Below are 12321 nucleotides of genomic sequence, written 5' to 3' on the forward strand. Positions count from 1 at the left end.
GACCGATGGCCGATCCGATGACGAGCCCCGAGACCAGCGAAGCGTCCGCCCGCGATTATTCCGAGACGCTTTTCCTGCCCGAGACGCCCTTTCCGATGCGCGGGGGCCTGCCCCAGCGCGAGCCCGAGCTGATCGCCCGCTGGCGGCGGCTCGATCTCTACCGGCGCCTGCGCGAGCAGTCCAAGGGGCGCGAGCAGTTCGTGCTCCACGACGGCCCGCCCTACGCCAACGGCAACCTCCACATCGGCCACGCCCTCAACAAGATCCTCAAGGACATCGTGACCCGCTCGCACCAGATGCAGGGCTACGATTCCAATTATGTCCCGGGCTGGGACTGCCACGGCCTGCCCATCGAGTGGAAGATCGAGGAGCAGTACCGCGCCAAGGGCAAGAACAAGGACGACGTGCCGATCGTCGAATTCCGCCAGGAATGCCGCCAGTTCGCCCAGCATTGGGTGGGCGTGCAGTCCGAGGAGTTCCAGCGCCTCGGCGTCGAGGGCGACTTCAAGACGCCCTACACGACCATGGCCTTCAAGTCCGAGGCGGTGATCGCGGCCGAGCTCCTGAAGTTCGCGACCTCGGGCCAGCTCTATCGCGGCTCGAAGCCGGTGATGTGGTCGGTCGTCGAAAAGACCGCGCTCGCCGAGGCCGAGGTCGAGTATCACGACTACCAGTCCGACGCGATCTTCGTGAAGTTCCCGGTCACGATGAACATGGGGCGGTCCTTGTTTGACAAGGACGCGCGCGAGGACGTCGAGAATGCTTCGGTTGTTATCTGGACGACTACGCCATGGACCATACCGGGAAACAGGGCGATATCCTATTCCCCGAAGATAGATTACGCTCTGTATGAAGTTACAGCGGCTCCTTCGGACAATTGGGTGAAAGTCGGGGAGCGATTAATTCTCGCTGAGAAGTTGGCGAGTGAGGTAATGAAGGCGGGACGAGTTGACGCGTTTCGTCGCATTCGCTCCATCGAGCCCGATGTGCTTTTCCCAGTTAATTGCGCCCATCCGCTTGCGGCGCTCGGCTATGGCTTCGACGTGCCGCTGCTCGCCGGCGATCACGTCACCGACGATGCCGGCACCGGCTTCGTCCACACCGCGCCCGGCCACGGCACCGACGACTTCGAGGTCTGGATGGCCCACAAGGGTCAGCTCGAGACGCGCGGCATCGACACCACGATCCCCTACACCGTCGATGCCGACGGCTACCTGACGAAGGACGCTCCCGGCTTCACCGGCCGCCGCGTTCTCAACGACAAGGGCGAGAAGGGCGACGCCAACGAGGCGGTCATCACCGCTCTGCGAGAGGCCGGCGCGCTGCTCGCCCGCGCCCGGCTGAAGCACCAATACCCGCATTCCTGGCGCTCCAAGAAGCCGATCATCTTCCGCAACACGCCCCAATGGTTCATCGCCATGGACAAGCCGCTCGAGGGCGGCGCGGAAGACACCCTACGCGCCCGCGCGCTCGCGGCCATCGACGCCACCCGCTTCGTGCCGGCCGCCGGCCGCAACCGCCTGCGCGGCATGATCGAGAACCGGCCGGATTGGGTCGTCTCGCGCCAGCGCGCCTGGGGCGTGCCGATCGCCGTGTTCGTCAACCGCGAGACCGGCGCGGTGCTCCGTGACGACGCCGTCAACGCCCGCATCGTCGCCGCCTTCGCGGCGGAGGGGGCCGATGCGTGGTTCGCGGAGGGCGCGGCCGCCCGCTTCCTCGGCGCCGAGCACGATTGGACGCTCTACGAGAAGGTCGACGACATCCTCGACGTCTGGTTCGATTCGGGCTCGACCCACGCCTTCGTGCTCGAAGGCCGCGACGACCTGAAATGGCCGGCCGACGTCTATCTGGAAGGGTCCGACCAGCATCGCGGCTGGTTCCATTCCTCGCTGCTCGAATCCTGCGGCACCCGCGGCCGCGCGCCCTACAACGCGGTCGTGACCCATGGCTTCACCATGGACGAGCAGGGCCGCAAGATGTCGAAGTCGCTCGGCAATCAGACCTTCCCGCAGGAGGTCACCAAGCAATACGGCGCCGACATCCTGCGCCTATGGGTCGCCTCGACGGACTATACCGAGGACAGCCGCATCGGGCCGGAGATCCTCAAGACCAACGTCGACACCTATCGCAAGCTGCGCAACACCCTGCGCTGGCTGCTCGGCACGCTCGCCCACCACGACGGCACCGACGTCGACGTCGCCGAGATGCCCGAGCTCGAGCGGCTGATGCTGCACCGCCTCGCCGAACTCGATGCCGAGGTCCGGCAGGGCTATCGCGACTTCGATTATCGCAGCGTCGTCTCGGGCCTGATTTCGTTCATGGTGGTCGACCTCTCGGCCTTCTATTTCGACGTGCGCAAGGACGTCCTCTATTGCGATCCGTGGTCGTCGACCCGGCGCAAGGCGGCGCTCACCGTGTGCTCGCGGCTGTTCGAGACGCTGGTCGCCTGGCTCGCGCCGCTGCTGCCCTTCACGGCGGAAGAGGCGTGGCTCGCCCGCCATCCGTCCGAGGACGGCTCGGTTCATTTCGGTCAGTTCCCCGAGATCCCGGCGGGTTGGCTCGATGCGGGTCTCGCCGAGAAGTGGCGCAAGATCCGCCTCGTCCGCCGCGTGGTGACGGGCGCGCTCGAGATCGAGCGGCGCGAGAAGCGGATCGGCTCCTCGCTCGAGGCCCATCCGACCATCTACGTCGCGAACGCCGATCTCCTCGCCGCGCTCGAAGGGGCCGACCTCGCCGAGATCGCCATCACCAGTGCGGCGACCCTCGTCGCGGGCGAAGGTCCGGACGGCGCGTTCCGTCTCGACGATGTCGCCGGTGTCGCGGTGGTGCCGGGCCTCGCGGAAGGGACCAAGTGCGCCCGCTCCTGGCGCATCCTGCCGGAGGTCGGCAGCGACCCGGATTATCCGGACCTGTCGCTGCGCGACGCCGCCGCCATGCGCGAATACGACGCGCGGAAGACGGCGGCGTGAGCGCCCAGCCGACGCCGAAGGGCGGCGGGCCGTCGCGGGCCGCCGTCCGTTTCGGAGCGACGCTCGGCTGGAGCGTCGCCCTCCTCGTGCTGGTCGTCGATCAGGCGACCAAGCTCGCGCTTCTGCGCGTCTACGGCCTCGAGACGGCGGGGGCGTTCCGCCTCGCGCCGTTCCTCGACATCGTGCTCGTGTGGAATCGCGGCATCTCCTACGGGATGCTCCAGCAGGACGCCGCGTACGGCCGCTGGTTCCTCGTCGCGATCAGCCTCGTCGCGGCGGTCGCCCTCGGCTGGTGGCTCGGCCGCACCGCGAGCCGCTTCACGGCGCTCGCGCTCGGCCTCATCATCGGCGGCGCGGTCGGTAACGGAATCGACCGGATCGCGTACGGTGCCGTCGTGGATTTCGTTCATTTCCACATCGGTACCTTTTCGTGGTACGTGTTCAACGTCGCCGACGTCGCCATCGTCGTGGGTGCCGCCGCGCTGGTGATCGAATCCGTCATCGGCGGGCGCCGCACCCGTCCTGCCGACGGCGACGTGAAGCGTTAGACGGATGTGCCGAAACCGGTGGTCGGTCCCGGTCGCATTGATGCCGCAAACGGCGTCATTGTGTTTCATTGGGGTCGAGGGCCGGATTCGGTTCGGCGGCTGAGGATGTTCGGGTTCGGCCGCCCGAGAGATTTCGCCTTCCGAGGCATGAAAGCGCCGCGCCGAGCGGACGAGCGATACGGAGCCTGCGTGTTGAGCCTGCGCATATCGAGTGGCGTCGCCCAGCGGGGCGCGCCCACGCCGCGGACCGTCGGTTTCCTCTCCGCCGCGAAAGCGATCGCCGCTGCGGGGGCGCTCGCCGGCGCCTTCGCGCTCGCCGGCTGCAATTCCGCGGTGAACGGCAACTATTATCAGGACGAGGCCCCCGACGGCCTCAACAACACCAATCCGGCCGGGACGAGCTTCGGCAAGGACAACAGCGGCATGCTCGCCAAGCGCATGCTGACGGGCGTCGGCATCCTGGAGCCGACCAAGCCGCCGATCGATTACACGCCGCGCTCGCCGCTGGTGCTGCCGGCCAATACCTCGACCCTGCCGACGCCGGAGAGCAAGGCGTCGCTCGAACAGGCGGCCGCCAAGCCGTGGCCGACCGATCCGGAAAAGAAGGCGCAGCTCGAGCAGGAGGCCGCGGTCGCCGACCCGACCCAGCAGCTCACCGCCGCGATGAAGTCCGGCCAGCGCGCCACGCCCGATCAGGTTCAGGCGGCCCGCATTCCGGGCGGCGGGCTCAACGGCAACCCCTACCAGACGACGCAGAACGACAAGCCGCTGTCGCCGGATCAGCTGAAGTCGGTCAAGCTGAACATCAACGACCCCGACAAGGGCAGCAAGACCGTCGACGTCGGCGACAACCCGTCGCGCAATTATCTGATCGAGCCGCCGCCGTCCTACCGCGTGCCGGCCTCGACCGCGCCGATGCCGACCTACAAGAAGAACGTCTTCCAGGTCTGGAACCTGCAGCAGGACAACAGCCCGCAGAGCCGCAACCCGACCGTCAACGGCGGCACCGGCACGTCGAACAATTCCGAATATACCTGCGATCCGAAGTCGCCCGGCTGCTGAGGCGGCCGCCCGCGACGGCCTCTCTCCGGCCTCGGGTCGACGCGCAGCCGGATCATGAACGATCCGGTCGCCGCGGCCCTGCGCGCCCGGCGCTTTGTTTCGCGCCGGCAACATTACCAAGAGTTCAGTAGCGCCGAGCGCCGCGGGTCCTGTAACGAACCCGTTGTCCGACCGCGGGATGAGCCCGCGTCCGCTCCGAACGAAAGGTCGAACGCCTGATGCGATCCGGTATCGCCCGCCGTCTCGCCGTCCTGCTCGTCGCCGGCACGGCCTTCGCCCCGCTCGCCGCCCCTCTCGCTTTCGCCGACGACGCCGCGCCCGAGACGACCCTGCCGGCCCCGGTGATCGCCCCCGACATGGCGACCTTCACTCTGGCGAACGGCCTCCAGGTCGTGGTGATTCCGGATCACCGCGCCCCCGTCGTCACCCACATGATCTGGTACAAGGCGGGCGCCGCCGACGAGCCGTCGGGCAAGTCGGGCATCGCCCATTTCCTCGAACACCTGATGTTCAAGGGCACCAAGGATCATCCGGCCGGTGCCTTCTCGGACACGGTGGCGAGCATCGGCGGCGAGGAGAACGCTTTCACCTCGAACGATTACACCGCCTATTTCCAGCAGGTCGCCAAGGACGATCTCAAGCTCATGATGGGCTTCGAGGCCGACCGCATGGCGAACCTCGTCCTCACCGACGAGGTGCTGAAGCCCGAGAAGCAGGTCGTGCTCCAGGAGCGCGCGATGCGGACGGAGAACGATCCGGGTGCGCAGCTCGGCGAGGCGCTCGACGCCGCCCTCTACGTCACCCATCCTTACGCCATCCCGGTGATCGGCTGGCGGCCCGAAATCGAGAATCTGCAGGCGAAGGACGCGCTCGCCTTCTACGATCGCTTCTACACGCCGAACAATGCGGTGGTCGTCGTCGCCGGCGACGTCACGCCGGAAGAGGTCAAGACGCTCGCCGAGGAGACCTACGGCAAGGTCGCGCGCCGGGCCGATCCCGGCGACCGGGTCCGTCCGTCGGTGCCGCATCTCGTGCCCGAGCGCATCGTCAAGCTCGTCGACGAGCGGGTGTCCCAGCCGACCGTGCAGCAGCAATGGCTGGTGCCGAGCCGTCGCACCGCGACCGACAACGAGGCGGCCGCGCTCACCGTGCTCGCCGAGCTCGTCGGCGGCGGGTCGACCAGCCGGCTCTACGACAAGCTTGTCCGCAACGACGGTCCGGCCACCAGCGCCGGTGCCTTCTATCAGGGCGGACCGCGCGATGCGGGCCGCTTCGTGATCTATGCCGCGCCGCGCGACGGCGTGACGACGGAGGCGGCCGAAACCGCGCTCGACGCGGTGATCACGGCAGTCGCCGACAAGGGCGTGACCGCCGACGAGGTCAACCGGGCGAAGCGCTCCATCGTCGCCGATTCGATCTATGCCCAAGACAACCAGGGCACGCTCGCGCGCATCTTTGGGGCGGGGCTCGCGACCGGGCTGACGATCGACCAGATCCGCAGTTGGCCGTCGCGCATCGCGGCGGTGTCGCCGGCGGACGTGCAGGCGGTGGCGCGCAAATATCTCGTGCCGGGCGAACAGGTGACCGGGCTGCTGCTGCCCCCGCCGGGCACCAAGCCGCAGAACGGCGGCGCCGTGGTGCCGCGTCTCTCGAACCAGGAAGGCTGATGACGATGTCGTTCGTTCGCGTTCTCCGCCGTCCCTTCGAGCGGGTCGGGATTCTTCTGCGCGCCGGCGCCGTCGCCGGCCTCGTCGCGGGCGGCTCGCTCGCCGGGGCCGTCGCCGCCGAGGCGATGGACATCGAGCCCGTCGTCAGTCCCGGCGGCATCCACGCCTGGCTCGTCCACGACGACAGCGTGCCGATCGTCGCCGTCAACTTCGCCTTCAAGGGCGGCGGTTCGGCGCAGGATCCGGTCGGCAAGGAGGGGCTCGCGAACCTCCTCTCGACCCTGCTCGACGAAGGCGCGGCCGACCTCGATTCCGAGGCCTACCAGAAGAAGCTCGCCGACCTCGCGATCAAGCTCGGCTTCGATGCCGGGCGGGATTCCTTCTCGGGCTCGATGCAGACGCTGGCGGCGAACACGCCCGCAGCGTTCGACCTTTTGCGCCTCGCCTTGACCGAGACCCGCTTCGACGCCGAGCCGATCAGCCGCATGAAGGCGCAGATCGTCTCCGGCCTGCGCGACGACGCCCAGAACCCGGGCGCCGTCTCGAACCGGCTGTTCGCCAAGACCCTGTTTCCGGAGCACCCCTACGGGCGACCCGGCGACGGCACGGTCGAGAGCGTCGAGGCGATCAAGGCCGACGATCTCAAGGCGTTCAAGGCGCGCATCTTCGCCCGCGACAATCTCTATGTCGGCGTGGTCGGTGCGATCGATGCGAAGACGCTCGGGGCTCTGCTCGACAAGACCTTCGGCGGCTTGCCCGCCAAGGCCGATCTGACGCCGGTACCGGACGTCGTGCCCGTGACCGGGGCGGAGGCCACCCGCGCCATGCCGACGGCCCAGGCGATCCTGCGCTTCGGCCTGCCGGGCCTCAAGCGGGCCGACCCGGATTTCATCCCGGCCTATGTGATGAACCACATCCTCGGCGGCGGCACCTTCACCTCGTGGCTGTTCCGCGAGGTGCGGGAGAAGCGCGGCCTGACCTATGGCGTCGAGACCTATCTCCTCGCCTACGACCACGCCGGCGTCCTCGCCGGCGGTCTCGCCACTCGCCCCGACAAGGCCGCGGAGGCGATGAAGGTGATCGACGGCGAGCTCCACCGCATGGCGACGGACGGGCCGAGCGCGGAGGAGCTCGCCGCGGCGAAGCGCTTCCTGATCGGCTCCTATCCGCTGCGCTTCGATAGCTCGTCGGCGATCGCCGGCCAGCTCCTCGGCATCCAGCTCGACGGCCTCGGGATCGACTACGTCAACAAGCGCAACGGCCTCATCGAGGCGGTGACGCTCGACGACGTGAAGCGCGTCGCCAAGCGCCTGCTCGACCACGGCGCGCCGACGGTGGTCTCCGTGACGCCGCCGAAGGGGTGAGCGGCGGGCGGGCGATCGGCCCAGTCCGATCAGACGATGCCGCCCTCCTGCCAGCGTGATGGCAGGAGGCTGCGCCTCCTTACGCCGGCGAAGCCGGTCCCACCTCGCGCGCATCCAGCCGTTCCGCTTCTTCGCTTCGGTCTTGTGATGGTGCCCAAGCTTTAGGCGCTCTGGCGAGACTCGGGGCAATCGGCTATGGCTCGACGCTCCGTGCCTCGAGGTGTGTCGTGTCCGCTCTCTCCGTCGTTCGATCCGCCGCGCGCGCCGGCTTGGCCGGTTCCGCGTGCCGGATCGCCGTGCAGCCTCGCGCGGCGGGGGACGGTCGATGAGGAGCGATCTCGGCCCCATTCCGGTGCTCGTCGGCGCCGCGGCGATCGCCGTGTTCGTCGGCCTCGACACCACGATGAAGTTCCTCCTGACCGACCTGCCGGTCGCCCAGGTAACCTTCCTGCGCTACGCCTTCGCGATCCCGTTCTGCATCGCCGCCTTCCTGAAGCGGCCCGAGCCGATCACCGTGCGCGCGATCCGCGCCAACGGCCTGCGCGGGGCGCTCATCGTCGCGACCGCCGTCACCTTCTTCTACGGCGTGACGATCCTGCCGCTCGCCGAGGCGATCGCGGTGCAGTTCCTCGCGCCCCTCTTCATCGCTGTGCTCGGCCGCTTCATCCTGCGCGAGCCGCTGCACCCGCGCATCCTCATTGGCATCGCGGCGGGCTTCGTCGGGGTGGTCGTCATCGTGCGCGCCCAGATCGGCGGCCATCACGACGTGCGCATGTTGTGGGGCTTCGCCTCCGCCGTCTGTGCCGCGTTCTGCTATGCGCTGAGCAACGTGCTCTTGCGCCGGCAATCGGCGCGCGACGGCGTCGGGCTGATGGTCTTGCTCCAGACCAGCGCGGCGGCGGTCTTTCTTTTGCCGGCGGGCGCGATCGCCTGGCACCCGATCGGTTCGGCCCAGATCGGGCTCTTCGTGTTCGGCGCCTGCCTCGGCACCATCGGGCAATTGACGCTGACCTGGGCCTATGCCCGGGCGCCGGCCTCGCGGCTCGCGATCCTCGAATATACCGGCTTCCTGTGGGCGAGCCTGTTCGGCTTCGCGGTGTTCCGCGAGGTGCCGAACGTCGACACGGTGTTCGGCGCGGCGATCATTGTTGTCGCCTGCCTCGTCGCGCTGCGCCGTCCCGGCGCGCGGCGCCAGCCGGCCTGAAACAAGAAAGGCCGCGGAGCTTGTCGCCCCGCGGCCTCGCATCGGTTCGGGACGAGCCGGATCAGCCGGCGAGCTTCGCCGCGATCTCGGCGACGTGCTTGCCCTGGAAGCGGGCGCCGTCGAGCTCGACCGCGCTCGGCTGGCGGGAGCCGTCGCTGTCCGACAGGGTGGTCGCGCCGTAGGGCGTGCCGCCCTTCACGGCGTCGACGCCCACCATGCCCTGGAACGCGTAAGGCAGGCCGACGACGACCATGCCGTGGTGCAGGAGCACGGTGTGGAACGAGGTGATGGTGGTCTCCTGGCCGCCGTGCTGGCTCGCCGTCGAGGCGAACACCGAGCCGACCTTGCCGATCAGCTTGCCCTGCGCCCACAGACCGCCGGTCTGGTCGAGGAACTGCTTCATCTGGGCGGCCATGTTGCCGAAGCGGGTCGGCGTGCCGAAGATGATCGCGTCGTAGTCGGCGAGCTCGTTCGGGTCGGCGATCGGCGCCTCCTGGTCGAGCTTGTAATAGAACTGCTTGGCGACCGCTTCCGGAACGAGCTCCGGCACGCGCTTGATGGTGACCTCGGCGCCGGCCGAGGCGGCGCCTTCCGCGGCGGCCTTCGCGAGCTGCTCAACGTGACCCCAGCTCGAATAATAAAGGACGAGAACCTTAGCCATTTCCGTCGCTCCTTGTGGTGTGGCGCCGAAGGCGGCCCGAGCGGCCGGCGTGCCACGTCTGATGAATTCTCTCCGGGCCGGATGGCCGGGCGGCAGCCCCCCGAGCCCCGCGCAACAGACCTAGTCTCAAGGACGCACCGGGGCCACGCACACGAGAGTGAACACTGCGTTCGCGAGAGCGGTGCAATCGGAGGGAGGCGGACCGTCGCCCAAAGATTGTCCGACGAGATGAGGCAGCGGCGCACCTCACTCGCGATAGCGAGAGCACACTGAAACGGTCTGCGCGAAGGAGCACGATCATGACGAACGAGCGCTTCGCCAGTGTCTGCGACGCCGTCGAGGACACGAAGGCCGCGGCCGAGACTATGACGCTGCGTTCGGCGCTGATGATGGCGCTCGATCGGCGCATCAAGGCGCAAGGCTGGACGCCGGTCGAGGCGGCGCTTCATCCCGGCGTGACCCAGCCCCGCGTGTCCGATCCCTCTCGCGGCAAGATCGACCTCTTCAGCCTGGACACGCTGGTCGACATGGCGACGGCGGCGGGTCTCCACGTCGAGATGCACATCGCGGCCTGACGGCGAACGACGGGAACCCGCGCCTACGCTGGCCGGCGGGGCGGAGAAAGCCGTTCTTCGAAACTCCGATCGAAAAGGGGCGCCGTTGCGCTGTTGACTCGCGGGGGTGCGACGCCTACATGGCGAGCGGGCTAGCACTCAGAAATGTCGAGTGCTAACCCGGCATTTCATCGGCGGTCCGCGCCCGGCAGCAGAGTGCGCCGGCGGAATCCGCGCCCGATCGGTACCCACGAAGGAAGACGAAACATGGCTTTCCGTCCGTTGCACGACCGCGTCGTCGTCCGCCGCATCACTGCGGAGGAGAAGACCAAGGGCGGCATCATCATTCCGGATACCGCCAAGGAGAAGCCGCAGGAGGGCGAGATCATCGCCGCTGGCCCGGGTGCCCGCGACGAGGCCGGCAAGCTCGTTCCGCTCGACGTGAAGGCCGGCGACCGCGTGCTGTTCGGCAAGTGGTCCGGCACCGAAGTGAAGATCGACGGTGAGGACCTCCTCATCATGAAGGAAAGCGACATCCTCGGCGTGATCGTCTGATCTCCCGCGTCCGCTTCTTCATTCAACGAGACCTCGAGCCAGGAAGGATCTGATCCATGGCCGCCAAAGACGTAAAGTTCGGCTCCGACGCCCGCGACCGCATGCTGCGCGGCGTCGATATCCTCGCCAACGCCGTGAAGGTGACGCTCGGCCCGAAGGGTCGCAACGTCGTCATCGAAAAGTCGTTCGGCGCCCCGCGCATCACCAAGGACGGCGTCACCGTCGCCAAGGAGATCGAACTCGAGGACCGGTTCGAGAATCTCGGCGCCCAGCTCGTCCGTGAGGTCGCCTCCAAGACCAACGACCTCGCCGGCGACGGCACCACGACCGCCACGGTTCTCGCCCAGGCGATCGTGAAGGAAGGCGCCAAGGCGGTTGCCGCCGGCATGAACCCGATGGACCTGAAGCGCGGCGTCGACCTCGCGGTCGCTGCGGCGGTGAAGGACCTCGAAGGCCGCTCGACCAAGATCAAGACCTCCGAGGAAGTTGCCCAGGTCGGCACCATTTCGGCGAACGGCGCCCGCGAGATCGGCGAGATGATCGCCAGCGCGATGCAGAAGGTCGGCAACGAGGGCGTCATCACCGTCGAAGAGGCGAAGTCGCTCGACACCGAACTCGAAGTCGTCGAGGGCATGCAGTTCGACCGCGGCTACCTGTCGCCCTACTTCGTGACCAACGCGGAGAAGATGCTGGCGGACCTCGAGGACGTCTACATCCTCATCCACGAGAAGAAGCTCTCCTCCCTGCAGCCGCTGCTGCCGGTGCTCGAGGCCGTGGTGCAGTCGTCCCGCCCGCTCATCATCGTGGCCGAGGACGTCGAGGGCGAGGCGCTCGCCACGCTCGTCGTCAACAAGCTGCGCGGCGGCCTCAAGATCGCGGCCGTGAAGGCGCCTGGCTTCGGTGATCGCCGCAAGGCGATGCTCGAGGACATCGCGATCCTCACCGGCGGCACCGTGATCTCCGAAGACCTCGGCATCAAGCTCGAGAGCGTCACGCTCGACATGCTCGGCCGGGCCAAGAAGGTCTCGATCTCCAAGGAAAACACCACGATCATCGACGGCGCGGGCGAGAAGTCCGACATCGAGGCGCGCGTGGCGCAGATCAAGGCGCAGATCGAGGAGACCACCTCGGACTACGACCGTGAGAAGCTCCAGGAGCGTCTGGCCAAGCTCGCGGGCGGCGTCGCGGTGATCCGCGTCGGCGGCGCGACCGAGGTCGAGGTGAAGGAGAAGAAGGACCGCGTTGACGACGCCCTGAACGCGACCCGCGCTGCGGTCGAGGAAGGCATCGTGCCGGGCGGCGGCGTCGCCCTGCTCCGCGCCAAGAAGGCGGTCGAAGGCCTCACCACCGACAACGCCGACATCCGCGCCGGTATCAAGATCGTGCTGCGTGCCCTCGAGGCGCCGATCCGCCAGATCGCCGAGAACTCCGGCGTCGAAGGCTCGATCGTGGTCGGCAAGATCCTGGAATCGTCCGAGGCCACCTTCGGCTTCGACGCCCAGACCGAGACCTATGTCGACATGATCAAGGCCGGCATCATCGACCCGACCAAGGTCGTGCGTACGGCCCTTCAGGACGCCGCGTCGGTCTCCGCGCTGCTCATCACCACCGAGGCTCTCGTCGCCGAGAAGCCGAAGAAGGACGCTCCGGCGATGCCGGGCGGCGGCGGCATGGGCGGCATGGGCGGCATGGACTTCTGATCCATCCCGCGGCCGGGCGCCCGCCCGGCTTCGCAGA

The 12321-nt window shown here is 68.0% G+C and carries 10 protein-coding genes; 9 read left to right on the top strand and 1 reads right to left on the bottom strand.

From position 1 onward, the window contains the following. Positions 1–17 precede the first annotated feature (17 nt). The 6 genes from ileS (at position 18) to F0357_RS10385 (ending at position 8814) form a co-directional block, all read left to right on the top strand. Positions 18–2969 carry an isoleucine--tRNA ligase gene (ileS, locus tag F0357_RS10360; protein WP_153480785.1) on the top strand — a complete coding sequence of 984 codons (2952 nt, stop codon included), beginning with the start codon at positions 18–20 and terminating at the stop codon, positions 2967–2969. Then, a complete protein-coding gene (gene lspA / locus F0357_RS10365) occupies positions 2966–3517 on the top strand; it encodes a signal peptidase II (protein WP_312861536.1) in 552 nt (183 codons plus the stop codon). The genes ileS and lspA overlap by 4 nt, the downstream gene beginning before the upstream one ends. 192 nt (positions 3518–3709) lie before the next feature. After that, the gene (locus tag F0357_RS10370; protein ID WP_153480789.1) at positions 3710–4579 is read left to right on the top strand and encodes a hypothetical protein; all 870 of its coding nucleotides are present in this window, start codon (positions 3710–3712) and stop codon (positions 4577–4579) included. 218 nt (positions 4580–4797) lie between these two features. After that, the gene (locus tag F0357_RS10375) at positions 4798–6246 is read left to right on the top strand and encodes a M16 family metallopeptidase (protein ID WP_153480791.1); all 1449 of its coding nucleotides are present in this window, start codon (positions 4798–4800) and stop codon (positions 6244–6246) included. After that, positions 6246–7610: a M16 family metallopeptidase gene (locus F0357_RS10380; RefSeq protein WP_246161421.1), complete on the top strand. Its 1365-nt coding sequence runs from the start codon at positions 6246–6248 to the stop codon at positions 7608–7610. The genes F0357_RS10375 and F0357_RS10380 overlap by 1 nt, the downstream gene beginning before the upstream one ends. Before the next feature lie 325 nt (positions 7611–7935). Beyond that, positions 7936–8814, top strand: coding sequence for a DMT family transporter (locus F0357_RS10385; protein ID WP_153480795.1), 879 nt, complete (start codon positions 7936–7938; stop codon positions 8812–8814). A 61-nt stretch (positions 8815–8875) separates the two neighbouring features. On the opposite strand, the gene wrbA is transcribed toward F0357_RS10385, so the two are convergent. Further along, positions 8876–9475 carry an NAD(P)H:quinone oxidoreductase gene (wrbA, locus tag F0357_RS10390; RefSeq protein WP_153480798.1) on the bottom strand — a complete coding sequence of 200 codons (600 nt, stop codon included), beginning with the start codon at positions 9473–9475 and terminating at the stop codon, positions 8876–8878. A 299-nt stretch (positions 9476–9774) separates the two neighbouring features. Here wrbA and F0357_RS10395 point away from each other — a divergent pair, with 299 nt between their 5' ends. The 3 genes from F0357_RS10395 to groL all read left to right on the top strand — a co-directional run bounded on the left by F0357_RS10395 (position 9775) and on the right by groL (position 12284). Then, complete coding sequence (locus tag F0357_RS10395; protein ID WP_153480802.1) at positions 9775–10050, top strand: helix-turn-helix domain-containing protein; 276 nt, start codon at positions 9775–9777, stop codon at positions 10048–10050. Positions 10051–10296: 246 nt separating this feature from the next. Next, the gene (gene groES / locus F0357_RS10400; protein WP_153480806.1) at positions 10297–10584 is read left to right on the top strand and encodes a co-chaperone GroES; all 288 of its coding nucleotides are present in this window, start codon (positions 10297–10299) and stop codon (positions 10582–10584) included. 56 nt (positions 10585–10640) lie between these two features. After that, positions 10641–12284, top strand: a complete 1644-nt coding sequence (gene groL, locus F0357_RS10405; RefSeq protein ID WP_153480813.1) for a chaperonin GroEL — start codon at positions 10641–10643, stop codon at positions 12282–12284. Positions 12285–12321 lie beyond the last annotated feature (37 nt).

The organism is Segnochrobactrum spirostomi, assembly GCF_009600605.1.
GTDB lineage: Bacteria > Pseudomonadota > Alphaproteobacteria > Rhizobiales > Segnochrobactraceae > Segnochrobactrum > Segnochrobactrum spirostomi.

What these genes read in the sequence shown, in the direction of transcription:
- ileS (WP_153480785.1), top strand. Translation starts at nt 18, where the DNA reads ATGACGAGCCCCGAGACCAGCGAAGCGTCCGCCCGCGATTATTCCGAG.
- F0357_RS10375 (WP_153480791.1), top strand. Translation starts at nt 4,798, where the DNA reads ATGCGATCCGGTATCGCCCGCCGTCTCGCCGTCCTGCTCGTCGCCGGC.
- F0357_RS10380 (WP_246161421.1), top strand. Translation starts at nt 6,246, where the DNA reads ATGACGATGTCGTTCGTTCGCGTTCTCCGCCGTCCCTTCGAGCGGGTC.
- F0357_RS10385 (WP_153480795.1), top strand. Translation starts at nt 7,936, where the DNA reads ATGAGGAGCGATCTCGGCCCCATTCCGGTGCTCGTCGGCGCCGCGGCG.
- wrbA (WP_153480798.1), bottom strand. Translation starts at nt 9,475, where the DNA reads ATGGCTAAGGTTCTCGTCCTTTATTATTCGAGCTGGGGTCACGTTGAG.
- F0357_RS10395 (WP_153480802.1), top strand. Translation starts at nt 9,775, where the DNA reads ATGACGAACGAGCGCTTCGCCAGTGTCTGCGACGCCGTCGAGGACACG.
- groES (WP_153480806.1), top strand. Translation starts at nt 10,297, where the DNA reads ATGGCTTTCCGTCCGTTGCACGACCGCGTCGTCGTCCGCCGCATCACT.
- groL (WP_153480813.1), top strand. Translation starts at nt 10,641, where the DNA reads ATGGCCGCCAAAGACGTAAAGTTCGGCTCCGACGCCCGCGACCGCATG.